Below are 20,049 nucleotides of genomic sequence, written 5' to 3'. Positions count from 1 at the left end.
ATTGGCATCCCTACCCTTGATAAGGCCCTCAACGGCGTCTTTGATGATCCTGCGCCAGCAATCTATCGGCCTGGGAGTTCTGGCACTGCTGCTGTTCATTGCAGGAGACTACCAGCAGGCCGCGATCGGTTTCGATTCACGCTTCATATTGTTTGCTGAAGAAATGTTGCGCCATGGCCCAGGTTTTTTCCCTACAACCTATGGCCAGCCTTATGCAGACTACTCTGCAACCTCTACATTTTTCATCTATCTGTTTTCCCTGCCTTTAGGGCGAGTGGTCAGCCTGACGGCCTGGTTGCCTACCGCCATCGCGTCAGCGGTGATGGTGTCGCTGATCTACCGCCTGATCGCTCCGTATTCGCGTCAGTGGGCTTTGCTTAGTATTGCCCTGCTCTTGCTGAGCAATAACTTCATTACTGAAACGCGTGCTGTGTCACTGGATCAGATGCTCGCGACAGTCGCCTTCGCCATCTTCTATCTGGGCTACGCAGCAGACCATTTCGAGGCGCCCAGGCGCATGGCTTTGATCCTGGCGTTACTGGTGCTGGGGTTCGCCATTCGCGGCCCGATAGGGTTAGTAGTACCGACGGGCATGCTGTGTAGCTATTACCTGTTGAATGGTCAGTGGCGGCGTTTTTTCACGTTTGGGTTAATGGCCCTCGCGATATTGGTAACGTGTATCGGAGTGCTGTTGCTGCTTGCCGACATCAGTGGTGGCTCGGCATTTATGCATGAAGTCGTGCGCATGCAATTCAGTTCACGCATGGATGGCTCGGAAGGATCGAGCAGCCCGCTGTACTATTTCACCAGCTCGGTTGGCAACTACGCGCTGGCATACCCGCTGGCCATTCTGGTGTTGGCTGTCACATTGCTTGCAGGGCGCCAGCACAAGACTTCAGCGCTTCGACTGTTGCAGTTTTGCACCGCCGCCGGGCTGATCGTAATGATAGGGCTGTCCATACCTCAGGCTAAAAAAGCACGCTACATGCTGCCGATGATACCGATGGCAGCGATTATCGCGGCTTATCCTTTTCAGGCAGTCGAAGGGCGTTTATTTGCCTGGTTGCGTGGCTTGACGCTGGGGATTTTGTTGCTGCTGCCGGGCTTGTTGATCGCTGGATTACTGGTGGCACGTCAGCGCTTTCCCGAACAGCTGGGGTCAATAAACGTGGTATTGACTGTACTGGCAGTGCTGCAGATCGCTGCATTGGCCCTGCTGTTCAAGCAGCAATGGCGAACTGTCGGCCTGGCAATCTGTGCAGTACTGGCGATGTGGTCGTGCTACATACTGGTCTTCGAACCCGTAGAACGTGAGCTTTACGACACCCGCAGTTTTACCTTGGCCGCACGTGATTTGATCCAGCGTGACCCGGCGCCTGTGGTTCTACATAGCATGGGTAAAGACGCGAAGGCCATCAAGTTCATGGTCAACATTCCCGAGGACCTGAAGCCGATATTCACTGATACACCTGAAGGCATCGAAGTGGTGCAGGGACCTGCCTGGCTGGTCATGGACAAGACCGATTACCAGGCACTGCAAAGCACTCGATTCGCGGCGCTCCAGCCCCTGCTGAGTGGTCGATTCGACAAGAATGACTACGTGCTGTTGCACCTGCCGTAAGCTTTATCGAATGCGCCGTAGCGCATTCGATAAACCTGCTTATTGCCCGACGAAATAATAGTCGCGCTGGCCGATAGTGATTTTCTCCACCACCTTCAAGGGTGCAACAGGCTCGCTACGGCTTTCCATGATTGCGACATTGCCGGGCGTTGCGCTGAGAAACTGAGTCAACTCAGCCTCGGACTGCAAGGCCTCAAGCCGGCTCTGGCTATAGAACACAGTGGCGCCAGCCAGCCGTTCGCTAGGTTTGAACAATACGACATGCTGCCCATTGGCTTGCAGAGCCTTGACCTGTGCAGTCAACGGCACAAAGGACTCGTTGCGGTCCGCACGTGGTGCCAGCCACAAAGCCGCTGCCAAGTAGCCCAAAATCACCGCGCCGAGGACCCCGAGCACCAACACGCGCCGATGGCGTAACAACCTGTCCGCAAAGGCCGAAGACGGAGCACGCTCCTGCAACCCCTTAAGCAACACCGCAGCATATTCAGCGGCAAGCACGGCCGCTGCGGGAGTGAGCGACATCAAATAGACCATGCGTTTGCTGGAGGCCAGGGTCAGCAAGATGAACTGTGCCACCAGCCACAGGCTGAAGAACAATAGGTAGCGATTACTCACCAAGGCTTTGCGAAAGTGCCAAAGGCCGAAATAGACCAGCAGGTTCCATGGCAGAAACGCTTGCGGCAGCTTGACCAGATAGTAATAAAACGGCTCAAAGTGCCCGGCGCCTTCGAATGAGCCACTGAAACGGCCTACGCTGTTGGCCCAGAGCACATCACCCAGCATCTGCATGCCGCCACGCTGATACAGCAGACCCAGCCATACCAGCAGCGGTATCAGACCCACCACAGTAAACAGCGCTGGACGCAACCAGCGCGAAACAGTGAGCCGTTTTTCAAGCACGCTCTCGGCGACCAGATAGGTAAAGATCACCACACCCGGCAACGCAAGACCCAGCACCCCCTTACTCAACGTAGCGATCATGATCCCGGATGCAAATAGCAGCCAGGAGCCAAGCGCAAAATGCCTTTGCTCGGCCTGTTGGCGGCTGGCATAAAAAAACGCCAGCAGTGCCAATGTGACACCAAGGCTAAGCAGTGCATCCTCACCGACCTGCCTGGAGTTACTCAAGTAGCTGGCCGTGGTGGCCATCAAGATCGCGGCGGCCCAGGCGATTGTCGCTGGCCGTCCGAGCTTGCGCAGCATGGCGTAAAGCAACATCAGACTGAACAGGCCAGCGAATGCCGATGCAAGTCGCACAGCCAACGGTGTCCCACCGAATAGTTTTATGGCGCTGGAGTCTAGCCACAGACTCAGAGGCGGTTTTTCCAGAAAGGGTTGTCCGTTGAGCTTGGGCACTATCCAGTCGTTATCGAGGTACATTTCCATAGCGATGCCCGCGACGCGAGGTTCAGCCGAGCCTTGCAATTGGTGATTACCCAATGCAAAGAAAAACAACAGACAACCCAGCACAAATAAAATAAAGGTGGGTAAAGGAGTACGCATTCAGTCACCAAAGGGGAAAGTAAATCCCAAAAAAAAGCGGAGTCGTGTGCCAGAGTCGAAATACCTGCGAGTGGGTATCTCGCAGGTCCGAGGCGAAGGACGGAGAGCTTACCCGATCGAATATCGAAATTTCGTTAAGATCGCCAACTGATCCCGAAAGAGACAGCCGAAGCGCCAAATAGACGGACGTGGCATAATCACCCGTTGATTTTTTTGGACGGCGCGGGGAGTTTCGGGGATGGAAAATTCCTCCAATGAAAACAATGGCTTACGCCTTTTCGGGATCAAGGCCTGCGACACCATGAAAAAAGCTCGCACCTGGCTCGATGAAAAAAACCTGAGCTACGATTTTCATGATTACAAAGCGGTAGGTATCGACCGTGAGCACCTGACTCAGTGGTGCGACGAACATGGTTGGCAGGTCGTTTTAAACCGGGCAGGGACTACCTTTCGCAAACTCGACGACGGACAAAAAGCCGATCTCGACCAAGCCAAGGCAATAGAACTGATGCTCGTGCAACCTTCGATGATCAAGCGTCCAGTGCTTGATCTCGGTGACAGAACCCTGATTGGCTTCAAGCCCGATCTGTATGCGGCGGCCTTCAAGTAAGCCAGAGCGCTACTGAAGCCCCCTTTTAATCAGTTAGAGAATTCAGTAAGAGGTATTTGCATGTCCACTACCCTGTTCAGCCTGGCGTTTGGTATCGGCACTCAGAACCGTCAAGGCGCGTGGCTGGAAGTCTTCTACGCACAGCCGTTGATCAATCCGTCGGCAGAAATCATTACAGCCATCGCACCCTTACTGGGTTACACCGGCGGTAATCAGGCCATCGCGTTCAATACCGATCAGGCTTCAAAACTGGCTGACGCGCTGAAATCCGTCGATGCTGGCCAAGCCGCCTTGCTGACCCGTCTGGCCGAAAGCCACAAGCCGCTGGTAGCAACCTTGCTGGCCGAAGACGCGGCACTGACCTCAACACCTGAGGCCTACCTGAAGTTGCACTTGCTGTCGCATCGACTGGTCAAACCTCACGGCCTGAGCCTGGCCGGGATTTTCCCTCTGCTGCCTAATGTCGCCTGGACCAGCCAAGGCGCTGTGGACCTGAGCGAACTGGCTGAGCATCAGCTGGAATCGCGTCTGAAAGGCGAGTTTCTGGAAGTGTTCTCCGTCGACAAATTCCCTAAAATGACCGACTACGTAGTGCCGAGCGGTGTGCGCATCGCTGACAGTGCACGCGTGCGTCTGGGCGCTTACATCGGCGAAGGCACCACGGTCATGCACGAAGGTTTCGTCAACTTCAACGGCGGCACCGAAGGCCCGGGCATGATCGAAGGTCGTGTCTCGGCGGGCGTATTCGTCGGCAAGGGTTCCGACCTGGGCGGCGGTTGCTCGACCATGGGCACGCTGTCGGGTGGCGGCAACATCGTCATCAAGGTCGGCGAAGGCTGCCTGATCGGTGCCAACGCAGGTATTGGCATTCCATTGGGTGATCGCAATACGGTGGAATCCGGACTGTACGTTACTGCCGGGACCAAAGTCGCGCTGCTCGACGAGAAAAACGCATTGGTGAAAGTGGTCAAGGCCCGCGACCTGGCAGGCCTTCCAGACTTGCTGTTCCGTCGTAACTCGCAGACCGGCGCCGTGGAATGCAAAACCCACAAGTCGGCCGTTGAACTGAACGCAACGCTGCACGCTCACAACTGATTGATCCCGCGTCGGCTTTTAGCGCTGCATACGTAGCGTTAAAAGCCGGCTATTGAGCTGAATAACATGCCCCTGCCCTCCCCCTGGCGCGCTGATTTTCCAGCCATCGCCGCACTGCAACGGCAAGGCCAGACCTATCTGGACAATGCCGCAACGACCCAAAAACCCCAGGCATTGATCGACGCGCTTAATCATTACTACGTCAATGGCGCGGCTAATGTGCACCGGGCACAGCATCTGCCGGGCGCCAACGCCACCCAGGCGTTCGAGAGCAGCCGCAGCAAGATTGCCCACTGGCTGAATGCGGGTGAGTCTGCACAGATCGTCTTCACCCACGGGGCAACATCAGCCCTGAATCTGTTGGCATATGGTCTGGAGCACGAGTGTGTTGCCGGTGATGAGATTGTCATCAGCGCGCTGGAGCATCACGCCAATCTGTTGCCTTGGCAGCAATTGGCGCACCGCTGCGATCTGAAGTTGATCATCTTGCCGCTCGACACCAACGGCCTGATTGATCTTGTGGCCGCCGCCGTACTGATCGGCCCCCGCACCCGTTTGCTGGCAGTCAGCCAGTTATCCAACGTGCTGGGCGCCTGGCAGCCACTGCCCGCGTTGCTGAGCATGGCCAAGTCCCATGGCGCATTGACGGTGGTGGACGGTGCCCAAGGCGTGGTCCATGGCCGGCATGACGTGCAAGCATTGGGCTGCGACTTCTATGTATTTTCCAGTCATAAACTGTATGGCCCCGAGGGTCTTGGCGTGCTGTATGGCCGCAATGAAGCGCTCGCGCGCCTGCATCATTGGCAGTTTGGTGGCGAGATGGTGCTGACCGCCGATTATCACACCGCCAGATTTCGCCCTGCGCCCTTGGGATTCGAAGCTGGTACACCGCCGATTGCCAGCGTGATAGGCCTCGGCGCGACCCTCGACTATCTGGCAAGCCTCGACCACATGGCCGTGGTTGCGCATGAAGCGGCTCTGCATCAATTGCTGCTGGACGGTTTGAACAGACGTGAAGGCATTCGCGTTCTGGGTGCTCCGCAATTGGCGCTGGTGAGTTTCGTCGTCGAAGGCGTGCACAACGCCGACCTGGCGCACTTGCTGACCGAACAGGGGATCGCTGTCCGCGCAGGGCATCATTGCGCCATGCCGTTACTCAAAAGCCTCGGCCTGCCAGGCGCAATCCGGGTGTCCTTGGCGCTGTACAACGACTCCGACGATCTCGAGCGCTTTTTCAGCGCGCTGGATCAAGCCTTGGAACTGCTGCGATGAGCCTGCCTGTCGACGCACAAACAGCCCTTGAAACCTTCAACCAATCCCACAGCTGGGAACAACGCGCACGTCTGCTGATGCAATGGGGCGAACGCCTGCCAGCCCTGAGTGACAACGAAAAAACCGAAGAACATCGTGTGCATGGCTGTGAAAGCCAGGTCTGGTTGCTCGGCAGCGTGACGGACGGCCACTGGCAGTTTCGCGCAGCCAGTGACGCACGCTTGATTCGGGGGCTGGTGGCCTTGCTGTTGGCGCGAGTCAACGGCCTCTCGGCTGAAGACTTGCAACAGGTGGATCTGCCGAACTGGTTCAATCAGTTGGGCCTGAGCCGACACCTCTCGCCCTCACGCAGCAACGGCTTGAACGCGGTGCTGCAGCGGATGCGTCAACTGGCCTCTGGCAGCGCCTGAACAGGCTTGGCGCGATCCGCCGGACGTCTCACGCCCGCGACAATCTTGTCCACCGCCTTGGTCGCCGCGACCATACCGAAGGTCGCGGTCACCATCATTACTGCACCAAACCCACCCGCGCAGTCCAGCTTGACCCCATCGCCAACGAAGCTTTTTTGCAGGCAAATGCTCCCGTCTGGCTTGGGATACCGCAACTGTTCGGTGGAAAACACACACGGCACGCTGTAGTGGCGAGTCACGGTGCGCGAGAACCCATAGTCACGGCGCAAGGTCGAGCGAACTTTGGAGGCCAGCGGATCGTTGAAGGTACGGTTGAGGTCGCAGACCTGAATCAGCGTCGGGTCAATCTGTCCGCCTGCGCCACCGGTGGTGATAATCTGGATTTTGCGCCGCTTGCACCAGGAGATCAGGGCGGCCTTGGCGTTGACACTGTCGATGCAGTCGAGCACGCAGTCGATATCAGGCGTGATGTATTGGGCCATGGTCTCGCGGGTCACGAAGTCAGCCACGGCATGCACCGTGCAATCGGGATTGATGGCGCGCAGGCGCTCGGCCATGACCTCGACCTTGGCCCGACCGATGGTGCCCTCCAATGCGTGCAACTGACGGTTGCTGTTGCTGACGCAGACGTCATCCAGATCGAACAGGGAGATTTCGCCGACACCGCAACGGGCAATCGCTTCCGCCGCCCACGAGCCGACACCGCCGATCCCGACGACCGCCACATGGGCTGCGCGCAACCGCTCCAGGCCCTCGATGCCGTACAAACGGGCGACGCCAGCAAACCGCGGATCTTCTGTGTTCATGACCATTACCCCAAAAACCGGCGCGCATTATAGGTCGCTATGGGGCTCAGAGCATCTTTATCCTGATGAGCCGCCGTCGCGATCAACGTAACCCTGTATGCCTGACACTCTGTTGTATATTGCCTGCAAGACCCAGTATTTTGGACGACAAGACGACCTGCCAGCGAACTTAGTCGCGTGGCCGTTGACCAATAGCCAATCGGCTGGCTGTACAGCCCTATAAAGCCCAGAGTAGGATGCGCGCCGACCGGCGCTCGTCGGCTAATCCCTCGTTCCACCCTTTGGAACCAAAAGCATTTATGTCATCGCGTAGATTTGGACTCAATTTGGTGGTGGTCGTGGCAATTGCCGCGCTATTCACCGGTTTCTGGGCGCTGATCAATCGTCCGGTTACCGCTCCCGACTGGCCCGAGCAGATCTCCGGCTTTTCTTACTCACCTTTCCGTTCGGGACAAAACCCACAGGAAGGCATCTACCCGTCCGACGATGAAATGCGTCAGGACCTGGAGTTGATCAGTAAGCAGACCGACAGTATTCGGACTTACTCTGTCGACGGCTCGCTGGGGGACATCCCAAAGCTCGCTGAAGAGTTCGGTCTGCGAGTGACTCTGGGGATCTGGATCAGCCCCGACGAAGCGCGCAACGAGCGCGAGATTGTCCGAGCAATCGAGCTGGCCAACTCATCGCGCAGTGTGGTTCGCGTGGTGGTGGGCAACGAAGCCCTGTTCCGTCGCGAAATCACGGTCAAACAACTGAGCGTCCTGCTGGACCGGGTGCGTGCCGCCGTCAAAGTACCGGTGACCACCTCCGAGCAATGGCACATCTGGGAAAAATACCCGGAGTTGGGCAAGCACGTTGATTTGGTCGCTGCGCACATCCTCCCTTATTGGGAATTCATTCCAGTCGACAAAGCCGGTCAATTCGTACTTGATCGCGCCCGTGAACTGAAAAAAATATTCCCGAAAAAGCCGCTGCTGCTGTCGGAGGTTGGCTGGCCGAGCAATGGCCGTATGCGTGGCGGTGCCGAGGCAACTCAGGCGGATCAAGCCATTTACCTGCGTACGCTGGTCAATAAACTCAACCGCCAGGGCTACAACTACTTCGTGATCGAGGCCTTCGATCAGCCGTGGAAAGCCAGTGATGAAGGCTCGGTGGGCGCCTACTGGGGCGTGTATAACGCTGCGCGCCAGCAGAAATTTAACTTTGAAGGGCCGGTTGTCGCGATTCCGCAGTGGCGGGTTCTGGCGATTGGCTCCGTGGTGCTGGCGCTGCTGTCCCTGGCATTGCTCCTGATCGACGGTTCGGCGCTACGCCAGCGGGGTCGCACGTTCCTGACCTTTACCGCGTTCCTGTGTGGTTCGGTGCTGGTCTGGATCGGTTACGACTACAGTCAGCAATACAGCACCTGGTTCAGTCTGACCGTAGGCTTCTTGCTGGCACTTGGCGCCATGGGCGTGTTCATCGTCCTGTTGACCGAGGCCCACGAACTGGCTGAAGCGGTCTGGACCCACAAGCGACGCCGCGAATTCCTGCCCGTGGACACTGACAATGCGTATCGACCGAAAGTCTCGATACACGTGCCCTGCTACAACGAGCCACCGGAGATGGTCAAACAGACCCTGAATGCTCTGGCCGCTCTCGACTATCCGGACTTCGAAGTTCTGATCATCGACAACAACACCAAAGACCCGGCGGTCTGGGAACCGGTCAAGGCCCATTGTGAAATGCTCGGCCCGCGCTTCAAGTTCTTCCATGTCGCGCCACTGGCCGGTTTCAAAGGTGGTGCACTGAACTACCTGATCCCGCACACGGCGCCGGACGCTGAAGTGATTGCAGTGATCGACTCGGATTACTGCGTCGACCGCAACTGGCTCAAACACATGGTCCCGCACTTCGCCGACCCGAAAATCGCCGTGGTGCAGTCGCCGCAGGATTACCGCGACCAGAACGAAAGCACCTTCAAGAAGCTCTGCTACTCGGAATACAAAGGCTTCTTCTATATCGGCATGGTCACCCGTAACGACCGTGACGCGATCATTCAGCACGGCACCATGACCATGACCCGACGTTCGGTGCTTGAAGAACTGGGCTGGGCGGACTGGTGCATCTGTGAAGACGCCGAGCTGGGGCTGCGCATATTCGAGAAAGGGTATTCGGCCGCCTATTCGCACAACAGCTACGGCAAGGGTTTGATGCCGGACACCTTCATCGACTTCAAAAAGCAGCGTTTCCGTTGGGCGTATGGCGCGATTCAAATCATCAAGCGCCACACGTCGAGCCTGCTGCGCGGTAAAGATACCGAGCTGACCCGTGGGCAGCGCTATCACTTCCTCGCGGGCTGGTTGCCGTGGGTCGCCGATGGCATGAATATCTTCTTCACCGTCGGCGCGTTGCTGTGGTCGGCGGCGATGATCATCGTGCCTAACCGTGTCGATCCGCCGTTGTTGATTTTCGCGATCCCGCCATTGGCCCTGTTCGTGTTCAAGGTCGGCAAGATCATCTTCTTGTACCGCCGTGCAGTGGGGGTCAACCTCACGGACGCATTCTTTGCGGCGCTGGCGGGGCTCGCCTTGTCGCACACCATCGCCAAAGCGGTGCTCTACGGCTTCTTCACCACCAGCATCCCATTCTTCCGTACACCGAAGAACGCAGCCAGTCATGGTTTTCTGGTCGCCCTCTCGGAAGCTCGAGAAGAAGTTTTCATCATGCTGCTGCTGTGGGGCGCGGCCGCCGGTATCTGCCTGGTACAGGGCCTGCCGAGCGCCGACATGCGCTTCTGGGTGACCATGCTTCTGGTGCAATCGCTGCCGTACCTGGCGGCGCTGATCATGGCCTTCCTGTCTTCGCTGCCCAAGCCGGTAGCCGTGGCGGAACCCGCAACTGTTTGACCTGTTACTGCGTAACGTTAAACGGCGGCCTTTGGGTCGCCGTTTTGCTTTAAGATAAGCGCCTTTTCCGCGCCTAGAACCTTGTTACCGGAGTCCTTTCATGACGGCCCCAGCCGACCTTTCGCCCACTCTCCAACTCGCCTGCGACCTGATCCGTCGTCCATCGGTCACGCCGATCGACGCCGACTGCCAAGCGATGATGATGCAACGCCTGGGCGATGCCGGTTTCAAACTGGAACCCATGCGTATCGAGGATGTGGATAACTTCTGGGCCACCCATGGCAACCACGAAGGCCCGGTGCTGTGCTTCGCCGGGCACACTGACGTGGTGCCGACCGGCCCGCTTCAGGCCTGGCAGAACGATCCGTTCGACGCATTGATCGATGAGCATGGCATGCTGTGCGGACGTGGCGCGGCTGACATGAAAGGCAGCCTGGCGGCAATGCTGGTGGCGGCTGAACGCTTTGTCGGCGATCACCCGAACCATAAAGGCTCGGTGGCGTTCCTGATCACCAGCGACGAAGAAGGCCCTGCACACCACGGCACCAAGGCGGTGATCGAGCGACTGGCGGCACGTAAAGAGCGCCTGGACTGGTGCATCGTCGGCGAACCGTCGAGCACCACACTGGTGGGCGATATGGTCAAAAACGGCCGTCGCGGTTCATTGGGTGCAAAACTCACCGTGCGCGGGATCCAGGGCCATGTGGCCTACCCGCATCTGGCGAAGAACCCGATCCATCTGGCAGCACCGGCGTTGGCCGAACTGGCCGCCGAGCACTGGGATAACGGCAACGCCTTCTTCCCGCCGACCAGTTTTCAGATCTCCAACCTCAACTCAGGCACCGGCACGACCAACGTCATCCCCGGCGAGTTGTCGGCGATGTTCAACTTCCGCTTCTCCACCGAATCCACCGTCGAGGCCCTGCAGCAGCGGGTCGCCACCATCCTCGACAAGCATGGGCTGGACTGGCATGTGGAATGGGCCTTGTCCGGCCTGCCGTTCCTCACTGAACCCGGCGCGCTACTCGACGCAGTGTCCGCAAGCATCAAGGCCGTCACCGGGCGCGACACCCAGGCATCGACCAGCGGCGGCACCTCGGACGGGCGGTTTATCGCCACGATGGGCACGCAAGTCGTCGAACTGGGCCCGGTCAACGCCACGATCCATCAGGTCAATGAGCGCGTTCTGGCCAGCGATCTCGATGTCCTGACCGAAATTTACTACCAGACTCTGGTCGAATTGCTCGCATGATGCTGACTTGCCCGATTTGCGCAGCAGCGCTCAGCGCAGTTGATAACGGCGTGGTGTGCCCCCTTGGTCACCGCTTCGACCGTGCGCGCCAAGGCTATTTGAACCTGCTGCCGGTTCAACACAAAAACAGCCGCGACCCTGGCGACAATCAGGCCATGGTCGAGGCACGGCGCGACTTTCTCAATGCAGGCCATTATGCGCCGGTCGCCAAGCGCCTGGCGGAACTGGCCGCCGAACGCGCACCCGCTCGTTGGCTGGACATCGGTTGTGGCGAGGGTTATTACACCGCGCAAATCGCTGCGGCCCTGCCGGATGCGGATGGCTATGCGCTGGATATTTCCCGCGAAGCGGTCAAGCGTGCATGCCGGCGCGATCCAAAAATCACTTGGTTGATCGCCAGCATGGCCCGCGTGCCACTGCCCGACGACAGCTGCCAGTTCCTTGCCAGCGTGTTCAGCCCGCTGGACTGGCACGAAGCCAAACGCCTGCTGAGCACCGGCGGCGGCTTGATGCGCGTCGGCCCGACCAGCGAACACCTGATGGAGCTGCGTGAGCGGCTCTACGACGAAGTGCGTGAGTACGTCGATGACAAACACCTGATGCAAGTGCCCGCTGATATGCAGTTGCAGCACAGCGAGACCTTGCGCTTTACCCTGAGCCTGGTCGATGCTCAAGCCCGTGCCAACTTGCTGGCCATGACGCCCCACGGTTGGCGCGCCAGCGCCGAACGCCGGGCCAATGTCATTGAGCAGCCGGAGCCGTTCGAAGTGACGGTTTCGATGCGTTACGATTATTTCGTGCTTCAATAATCTGCGAATCCACACACACCGAATCGATGCTGCCTTGCCTGTGCGGGGCAGCCGAATGAATCCGCGAATGGATTTTCAATCAATTACGAGGCATCCATGCGCCAACCCGATATCGAGATTTACCTGAAAGACGCTGACGTCGACTACATGGCCATCGCTGCCTGGCTCAGCGCCGCGCTGGGCCCCTGCACCCCCTGGGTCAAGAAAGGTCAGACGTACAAATGCACAGCCGGTGACGTGACCGTGACCTGGTTGCCCAAGGCTGTCGGCAAATGGAACAGCTTGTTCCTGGAAAGCGACAAGACCCCATGGGACGACGACATCGCCTGTGCCCGCGCTGCCTTCACCGCACTGAACGTTGAAGTTCGCTGCGCACCGGGCACATGGATCGAGGAAGAGAGCGACGAAGCCGCCGACCGCTGGATTCGCATCAGTAGCGACGGCGAAGAAGAAATCGTCTGGCACACGAACTGAGCCTGACATCGCACAGTGCAGGAACTGGGGGCACGCCTGGTTCTTGCCCGCGAAGGTCGCAACTCGGTGTGCCTGACAGACCGAGTTGCCTAGTTCGCAGACAAGTCAGCTCCTACAAGTCTGTGTGCAGACTGCTCACTTTATAGCCCCACGACATCCTCTGCCTGCCAGCCTTTCTGGCCTTCGACCAATCCGTATTCGACCTGCTGGCCCTCAGCCAGTGAACGATGCCCTTCCCCGCGGATGGCGCGGTAATGCGCGAATACGTCCACGCCATCTCCGCGCTGGATGAAGCCATAACCCTTGGCATCGTTGAACCACTTCACACTGCCTGTTTCACGTGCTGACATTGGATCGTTACTCCTGTTTTTTATTATTTGACGGCCGAGTATAAGCCAGCATTAAAAACGGCGAAATCCACATAAACGGCGTCGTTTTTTGCCGATCTTCAGCAGATGCGGCACACTGTCGCCCCCGAGCAGCTGCTCGTTTCCCCCTTATTCAGCAGAAGCCGTATGACCCGCTCCCCGTTCCGCCGTCTTGTGTTTGGCACCCTGCGCCGACTGTTGTACCTCTGGGTTCGCTCGGAAACCATCAACCAGTCGTCCTTTACCCTCAACCTCGACCGCAGCCGCCCGGTGTTCTACGCCCTGCAATCACCCTCATTAAGCGACCTCGCGGTGGTCGATACCGAGTGCCGCAAAGCCGGGCTGCCGCGACCGATTCTGCCGGTAGCCGTGGGAAACCTGCTGGAGCCCGCGGCATTCTTCTACCTGACACCCGAGCCCGACTGGCTGGGCCGCCAGGACAAACGCGGCGCACCGCCCACCCTGGAGCGGCTGGTCAGTGCCATCAGCCAGAACGCCTCCGAAGATGCACAGATCATCCCGGTCAGTGTGTTCTGGGGTCAGTCGCCTGACAGTGAGTCGAGCCCCTGGAAGCTATTGTTCGCAGACAGCTGGGCGGTGACTGGGCGCTTGCGCCGGTTGGTCAGCATTCTGATTCTGGGCCGCAAGACCCGCGTGCAATTTTCCGCACCGATCCATCTGCGCGAACTGGTCCAAGAGAACAAGGGCCACGAACGCACCCTGCGAATGACCCAGCGCATTCTGCGGGTGCACTTTCGCAATCTGAAAACCGCCGTCATCGGCCCCGACCTGTCGCACCGCCGCAATCTGGTCAAGGGGCTGCTGGACGAGCCGCTGGTCAAGCAGGCCATCCTCGAAGAGGCCAAGCGCGAGAACATCCCCGAGAGCAAAGCCCAGGCAAATGCCCTGCGCTATGGCAACGAAATCGCTTCGGACTACACCTACTCGGCGATCCGCTTTCTCGAAGTGGTGCTGAGCTGGTTCTGGAACAAGATTTACGACGGCATCAAGGTCAGTCACATCGAAGGCGTGCAGGATGTCGCCCAGGGTCACGAAGTGATCTATGTCCCGTGCCACCGCAGCCATATCGATTATCTGCTGCTGTCCTACCTGCTGTTTCGAAATGGCCTGACACCGCCCCACGTCGCCGCGGGCATTAACCTGAACATGCCAGTGATCGGCGGCCTGCTGCGTCGCGGCGGCGCCTTTTTCATGCGTCGTACGTTCAAGGGCAACCCGCTGTACAGCGCCGTCTTCAATGAATACCTGCATACGCTGTTCACCAAGGGCTTCCCGGTCGAGTACTTCGTCGAAGGTGGCCGCTCGCGTACCGGGCGCATGCTGCAACCCAAAACCGGCATGCTGGCGATCACCTTGCGCAGCTTTTTGCGCAACTCACGGATGCCGATCGTTTTCGTTCCGGTGTACATCGGTTACGAACGCGTGCTCGAAGGCCGCACCTACCTGGGCGAGCTGCGCGGTGCGGCTAAAAAGAAAGAGTCGATCTTCGATATTTTCAAAGTGATTGGCGCACTCAAGCAGCGCTTCGGCCAGGTGTCGGTCAACTTCGGCGAGCCAATCAAACTGGCTGAGTTCCTCGATCACGAACAACCGAATTGGCGCGAGCAAGCGCTGGGGCCGCAGTACCGCCCCGGCTGGCTGAACGAGACTACTCAGCGCCTCGGCGAGCGCGTGGCTCAAGGGCTGAACGAAGCGGCCGCGATCAACCCGGTCAATCTGGTGGCGCTGGCCTTGCTGTCCACCAATAAGCTGGCGCTGGACGATCAAGCCATGGCGCGGATTCTCGACCTGTACCTGACCCTGCTGCGTCGGGTGCCTTACTCGCCACACACCACGCTGCCCGAAGGTGACGGCAAGGCCTTGATCGAGTACGTAAAGGGCATGAACCTGTTGTCCGAGCAAAAGGATGCGTTAGGCAAAATCCTCTACTTGGATGAGCAGAACGCGGTCTTGATGACCTACTACCGCAACAACGTCTTGCACATCGTGGCCCTGCCCTCGCTGCTGGCGAGTTTCTTCCAGAGTTCGTCGCGGATGAGCCGTGAACAGATCCTGCGCTATGCCCGGGCACTGTACCCGTACCTGCAATCAGAGCTGTTCATTCGCTGGCCGCTGGAGGAGCTGGATGCGGTGATCGACCAGTGGCTCGAAGCCTTCGTCGAGCAAGGCCTGTTGCGCTTTGAAAATAACGTCTACCTGCGCCCGGCCCCGAGTTCGCGTCACTTCGTCCTGCTGACCCTGCTGTCACGGGTCATTGCCCAGACGCTGCAACGCTTCTATATGGCGATTTCATTGCTGCTCAACAGTGGCCAGAACAGTATCAGCGCCGAAGAACTGGAAGACTTGTGCACGGTCATGGCTCAGCGGCTGTCGATTTTGCATGGCCTCAACGCACCGGAGTTCTTCGACAAAAGCCTGTTCCGCCACTTCATCCAGACCTTGCTCGACCTCGGCGTCCTGCACAAAGACCCTGCGGGCAAGCTAAGCTACCACGAGCTTCTGGGCGAGTTGGCGGAAGGCGCGGCCAAGCGGGTTTTGCCCGCCGAGATCCGTTTGTCGATCCGCCAAGTGGCCCTGCATCGCAGCGAAGATGTAACAGAGGCTGACCCTGCCAGCTAAATCCTTTAAATTCCTGTCGATGGCGTGGGGCTTCTTCTGACGCCATCGATAAGGAGATTCCAATGAAAAACCTGGCACTTATCCTTCTGACCAGCCTGCTCGGCGCGTGCAGTATCTCGCAGCCATCCTCTCAAGCCAGCCTCGACGGGGAAGTTTTTTACCTGCAACGCATCGCCCTGCCGCCCACGGCGATCTTGAATGTCAGCCTACACGACGTGTCCAAGGCCGATGCTCCGGTGGTCGTGCTGGCCAGACAAAGTGGCCCGATCAAAGGCCAGGTGCCTTTGCCTTTCAGCCTGGAATACGATCCGAAACACGTACAGCAGGGCCACCGTTATTCGGTCAGCGCGCGCATTGAACTGGAGGGTAAACTCTTGTTTATCACTACCGCGCAGTATGTCGTACAGTTGGATGGCCAGGATCAGAAGCCGCTGCGCATTCGCCTGGATTCTGTTCAGTGATCCCTTGGCGCGGGCCTGTAAACCCGCGCCACCCTTTTATCAATCCGATCCCTTTGAAAAGGATGCTGCCATGCTCCGCCCTTCCGTCACCTTCGCTGGCCTGTGCGCAGGCCTGCTGCTGTCGACCAGCGTGTTTGCCCTGTCCCTGAGCGACCTGTCCCAGTCGGACGCCACTGGCGGTCTCAAGGATGCGTTGACCCAAGGCGCGCAGATTGCCGTCAAGCAGCTGGGCACGCCAGGCGGTTTCAGCAATAACAAGGATGTGCGCATTGAGTTGCCGGGCAGTCTCGGCAAGGTTGCGAAGAAGATGAAGCAGTTCGGCATGGGCGCGCAGGTCGATGAATTGGAGACCGCCATGAACCAGGCCGCCGAAGCCGCTGTACCGCAAGCCCAGGCGCTGCTGGTCGATGCCGTGAAGAAGATGAGCGTGGAGGATGCCAAGAGCATCCTCAGTGGCGGCAACGATTCAGCCACCCAATACCTGAGCAAGACCAGCCGCGAACAGATCCGCGTCAAATTCCTGCCCATCGTCAAACACGCCACCGATAAAGTGGGTGTCGCACAAAAATACAACGCGTTCGCCGCCCAGGCCGCCAGCCTGGGCGTCGTCGACACCAAAGACGCCAACATCGAAGGTTACGTGACCGAAAAGGCCCTCAATGGCCTGTTCGAAATGATCGGCAAACAAGAAGCCGCCCTCCGCCAAAACCCGGCAGGCGCCGCGACCAGTCTGGCGAAAAAGGTGTTTGGCGCGCTGTAATCAACGCGCCTGCAGCTCCACTTTCTTCACCCTGAACCACGCTGCATACAGCGCAGGCAGGAATAACAGGGTCAGTGCGGTCGCAACGATCAGACCGCCCATGATCGCCACGGCCATCGGGCCGAAAAACACGCTACGTGACAGCGGGATCATCGCCAGCACGGCCGCCAGTGCCGTGAGGACGATGGGCCGGAAACGCCGTACGGTGGCTTCGATGATCGCTTGCCATTGATCCAGCCCGGCGGCGATGTCCTGTTCGATCTGGTCCACCAGAATCACCGAGTTACGCATGATCATCCCCGACAAGGCGATGGTGCCGAGCATTGCGACGAAACCGAACGGCTGGTGAAAGACAATCAGAAACAAAGTCACGCCAATCAAACCCAGCGGTGCGGTGAGAAAGACCATGGCGGTGCGTGAGAAACTGCGCAATTGCAGCATCAACAAGGTCAGGACCACCACGATAAACAACGGCACACCGGCCTTGACCGAGTTCTGTCCCCGCGCCGAGTCTTCGACTGTGCCCCCGACTTCCAGCAAATAGCCGTCCGGTAACTCGGCACGCACGCCGTCCAGTGTCGGCAGGATCTGCTGGACCAGGGTCGCAGGTTGTTCCTTGCCATAGATATCGGCGCGGATGGTCACGTTCGGCAGGCGGTTGCGGTGCCAAATGATGCCCTCTTCGAAGCCGTACTCCAGGGTCGCGATCTGCGACAAGGCGACGCTGGTGCCGTTGCTGGTGGGGATCGCCAGGCTCGGCAGCGAGGCGAGATCCTTGCGCTCATGAGGGGTGCCCCGCAACAGAATCTCGATGAGCTCGTCCTCTTCGCGGTATTGGCTGACGCTGGAACCGGTCAACGAACTTTGCAGAAATCTCGACAGATCGGCAGTGCTCACCCCTAGCGCCCGCGCCCGATCCTGATCCACGTTGAGGTTCACAACCTTGCTCGGCTCCTCCCAGTCCAGATGGACGTTCGCCACGTGTGGATTCTCGCCAACCTTGACCGCGACTTTACGCGCCAGAGCGCGGACTTCCTCGATGTGTTCACCGGTCACGCGGAACTGCACCGGGTATCCCACCGGCGGCCCGTTCTCCAGGCGAGTCACCCGAGAGCGCAGGGTCGGAAATTGCTCGTTGAGGTTTTTGATCAGCCAGGTGCGCAGAACTTCCCGGTCTTCGATGGTTTTTGCCAGCACCACAAACTGCGCGAAACTGGCGGCGGGCAACTGTTGATCCAGCGGCAGGTAGAACCGTGGCGAACCAGTGCCGACGTAGGCCACGTAGTTATCAATGCCCGGATGATCCTTGAGCATCTGCTCCAGCCGGTTGACCTGCTCAGCCGTGTTGCTCAACGACGCGCCTTCGGCCAGCTTCAAATCGACCATCAGCTCCAGTCGCCCCGACGCCGGAAAAAACTGCTGCGGCACGAAACGGAACATCACCACCGAGAGCACGAACAGGCCAATGGTGAGTACCAGCACCGTTTTACGCCGCCGTACACACCAACCCACCATGCGCCGCACGCGTTGATAGAAGGGCGTACCGTAAGGGTCGGGTGCCCCCGCGCCATGTTTGGCAGCGTGGATCTTCGCCAGGTCCGGCAACAGCCGCTCGCCCAGATAGGGCACAAATACCACTGCTGCAACCCAGGACGCCAACAAGGCGATGGTCACCACCTGGAAGATCGAACGGGTGTATTCCCCGGTGCCTGATTGCGCCGTGGCAATCGGCAAGAAGCCCGCCGCCGTAATCAGCGTGCCGGTGAGCATCGGAAAAGCGGTGCTGGTCCAAGCGAAACTGGCAGCCTTGAGCCGGTCGTAACCCTGCTCCATCTTGATCGCCATCATCTCCACCGCGATGATCGCGTCGTCCACCAACAAGCCCAACGCCAGCACCAGCGCGCCGAGGGAAATCTTGTGCAAGCCAATCCCCAGGTAGTACATGCAGGCGAAGGTCATCGCCAGCACCAACGGAATCGCCAGGGCGACAACCATCCCGGTGCGCATGCCCAGGGAGAAAAAACTCACCAGCAGCACGATGCCCAACGCCTCAGCCAGCACCTGCACAAACTCGCCGACCCCGGTTTTCACCGCTGCTGGCTGGTCCGACACTTTGCTCAGCTGCATGCCCGCAGGGAGGTTTTTCTGCACCCGGGCAAATTCGGTCTCAAGGGCACGCCCCAGTACCAGAATGTCGCCACCGTCTTTCATCGCCACGGCCAGGCCGATGGCGTCTTCACCCATATAACGCATGCGCGGCGCAGGCGGGTCGTTGAAGCCGCGAAAAACCTCGGCCACGTCGCTGATGCGGAACGTACGATCGCCCACTCGAATCGGGAAATTCTTGATCTCGTCCACCGACTGGAAGCGACCGGTTACCCGTAACTGAATGCGCTCACTGGGGGTCTCGAAAAAACCCGCTGCCGACACCGCGTTCTGCTCTTCAAGAACTTGCTGCACCGTCTGCAAGCGCAGCCCAAGGGTCGCCAGCTTCACGTTCGACAGCTCGATCCAGATTTTTTCGTCCTGCAACCCCAACAGTTCGATCTTGCCCACGTCTTTGACCCGCTGCAGCTGTATCTGCACGCGGTCGGCGTAGTCCTTGAGCACCGCGTAGTCAAAACCTTTGCCCGTCAGCGCATAGATATTGCCGAACGTAGTGCCGAACTCATCGTTGAAAAATGGCCCCTGTATACCCTGTGGCAAGGTGTGACGGATGTCGCTGATTTTTTTGCGGACCTGATACCAGAGATCGGGAATCTGCGCCGAGTGCATGGAGTCACGCGCCATGAACGTCACTTGGGACTCACCGGACCGTGAGAACGAGACAATGCGCTCGTACTCGCCGGTCTCCATCAGCTTCTTCTCAATGCGGTCGGTCACCTGCAGCGCAACTTCCTCGGCACTCGCGCCGGGCCAGTTGGTGCGGATGACCATCGCTTTGAAGGTAAATGGCGGATCTTCACTCTGACCAAGCTTGGTGTAGGAAACCGCGCCAACAATCGCCAGCAGTAACATCAGAAACAGGACAATCTGGCGGTTGCGCAGTGCCCACTCGGAAAGATTGAAACGCATCCGTG

General features: G+C 58.7%; 16 protein-coding genes. 12 read left to right on the top strand and 4 right to left on the bottom strand.

The window, feature by feature from the left end; all coding sequences use genetic code 11:
* The first annotated feature begins 43 nt into the window (after positions 1 to 43).
* A complete protein-coding gene (locus RHM55_RS21430) occupies positions 44 to 1,621 on the top strand; it encodes an ArnT family glycosyltransferase (RefSeq protein WP_322178216.1) in 1,578 nt (525 codons plus the stop codon).
* A gap of 39 nt (positions 1,622 to 1,660) precedes the next feature.
* Here the strand turns inward: RHM55_RS21430 and RHM55_RS21425 are convergent, their stop codons facing one another.
* A complete protein-coding gene (locus tag RHM55_RS21425; RefSeq protein ID WP_322178215.1) occupies positions 1,661 to 3,124 on the bottom strand; it encodes an ArnT family glycosyltransferase in 1,464 nt (487 codons plus the stop codon).
* A gap of 238 nt (positions 3,125 to 3,362) precedes the next feature.
* On the opposite strand from RHM55_RS21425, the gene RHM55_RS21420 reads away from it, so the two are divergent.
* The 4 genes from RHM55_RS21420 (at position 3,363) to RHM55_RS21405 (ending at position 6,511) form a co-directional block, all read left to right on the top strand.
* On the top strand, positions 3,363 to 3,734 hold the full coding sequence (locus tag RHM55_RS21420; RefSeq protein WP_322178214.1) for an ArsC family reductase: 372 nt from the start codon (positions 3,363 to 3,365) through the stop codon (positions 3,732 to 3,734).
* Positions 3,735 to 3,794: 60 nt separating this feature from the next.
* A complete protein-coding gene (dapD, locus tag RHM55_RS21415; protein WP_322178213.1) occupies positions 3,795 to 4,829 on the top strand; it encodes a 2,3,4,5-tetrahydropyridine-2,6-dicarboxylate N-succinyltransferase in 1,035 nt (344 codons plus the stop codon).
* A gap of 66 nt (positions 4,830 to 4,895) precedes the next feature.
* The gene (locus tag RHM55_RS21410) at positions 4,896 to 6,101 is read left to right on the top strand and encodes a cysteine desulfurase (protein WP_322178212.1); all 1,206 of its coding nucleotides are present in this window, start codon (positions 4,896 to 4,898) and stop codon (positions 6,099 to 6,101) included.
* Entirely contained in the window at positions 6,098 to 6,511 is a 414-nt protein-coding gene (locus RHM55_RS21405; RefSeq protein ID WP_322178211.1) for a SufE family protein, read from the top strand. Before RHM55_RS21410 ends, RHM55_RS21405 begins: the two co-directional genes overlap by 4 nt.
* On the opposite strand, the gene tcdA is transcribed toward RHM55_RS21405, so the two are convergent.
* Positions 6,487 to 7,317 carry a tRNA cyclic N6-threonylcarbamoyladenosine(37) synthase TcdA gene (gene tcdA, locus RHM55_RS21400; protein WP_322178210.1) on the bottom strand — a complete coding sequence of 277 codons (831 nt, stop codon included), beginning with the start codon at positions 7,315 to 7,317 and terminating at the stop codon, positions 6,487 to 6,489. The two genes, RHM55_RS21405 and tcdA, sit on opposite strands and share 25 nt — an antisense overlap.
* A gap of 299 nt (positions 7,318 to 7,616) precedes the next feature.
* Between tcdA and RHM55_RS21395 the strand changes: the two genes are divergently transcribed.
* From RHM55_RS21395 to RHM55_RS21380, 4 genes are all read left to right on the top strand, one after another.
* A complete protein-coding gene (locus RHM55_RS21395) occupies positions 7,617 to 10,205 on the top strand; it encodes a glycosyltransferase (RefSeq protein WP_322178209.1) in 2,589 nt (862 codons plus the stop codon).
* A 100-nt stretch (positions 10,206 to 10,305) separates the two neighbouring features.
* On the top strand, positions 10,306 to 11,457 hold the full coding sequence (gene dapE / locus RHM55_RS21390) for a succinyl-diaminopimelate desuccinylase (protein WP_322178208.1): 1,152 nt from the start codon (positions 10,306 to 10,308) through the stop codon (positions 11,455 to 11,457).
* On the top strand, positions 11,457 to 12,266 hold the full coding sequence (locus RHM55_RS21385) for a putative RNA methyltransferase (protein ID WP_322183061.1): 810 nt from the start codon (positions 11,457 to 11,459) through the stop codon (positions 12,264 to 12,266). The genes dapE and RHM55_RS21385 overlap by 1 nt, the downstream gene beginning before the upstream one ends.
* Before the next feature lie 96 nt (positions 12,267 to 12,362).
* Positions 12,363 to 12,740, top strand: a complete 378-nt coding sequence (locus RHM55_RS21380; protein ID WP_322178207.1) for a hypothetical protein — start codon at positions 12,363 to 12,365, stop codon at positions 12,738 to 12,740.
* A gap of 140 nt (positions 12,741 to 12,880) precedes the next feature.
* Here RHM55_RS21380 and RHM55_RS21375 read toward each other — a convergent pair whose 3' ends face one another.
* Complete coding sequence (locus RHM55_RS21375) at positions 12,881 to 13,090, bottom strand: cold shock domain-containing protein (protein ID WP_322178206.1); 210 nt, start codon at positions 13,088 to 13,090, stop codon at positions 12,881 to 12,883.
* Positions 13,091 to 13,255: 165 nt separating this feature from the next.
* Between RHM55_RS21375 and plsB the strand changes: the two genes are divergently transcribed.
* The 3 genes from plsB to RHM55_RS21360 all read left to right on the top strand — a co-directional run bounded on the left by plsB (position 13,256) and on the right by RHM55_RS21360 (position 16,969).
* Complete coding sequence (plsB, locus tag RHM55_RS21370; RefSeq protein ID WP_322178205.1) at positions 13,256 to 15,748, top strand: glycerol-3-phosphate 1-O-acyltransferase PlsB; 2,493 nt, start codon at positions 13,256 to 13,258, stop codon at positions 15,746 to 15,748.
* A gap of 62 nt (positions 15,749 to 15,810) precedes the next feature.
* Entirely contained in the window at positions 15,811 to 16,209 is a 399-nt protein-coding gene (locus RHM55_RS21365) for a YbaY family lipoprotein (RefSeq protein WP_322178204.1), read from the top strand.
* 70 nt (positions 16,210 to 16,279) lie between these two features.
* Positions 16,280 to 16,969: a DUF4197 domain-containing protein gene (locus RHM55_RS21360; RefSeq protein WP_322178203.1), complete on the top strand. Its 690-nt coding sequence runs from the start codon at positions 16,280 to 16,282 to the stop codon at positions 16,967 to 16,969.
* Here the strand turns inward: RHM55_RS21360 and RHM55_RS21355 are convergent, their stop codons facing one another.
* A complete protein-coding gene (locus RHM55_RS21355) occupies positions 16,970 to 20,044 on the bottom strand; it encodes an efflux RND transporter permease subunit (protein ID WP_322178202.1) in 3,075 nt (1,024 codons plus the stop codon).
* Positions 20,045 to 20,049 lie beyond the last annotated feature (5 nt).

Origin of the sequence: Pseudomonas sp. MH9.2, assembly GCF_034353875.1 — a bacterium.
In the GTDB taxonomy this organism is placed as follows: Bacteria; Pseudomonadota; Gammaproteobacteria; order Pseudomonadales; family Pseudomonadaceae; genus Aquipseudomonas.
This window is presented reverse-complemented; position numbering and strand designations above follow the sequence as displayed.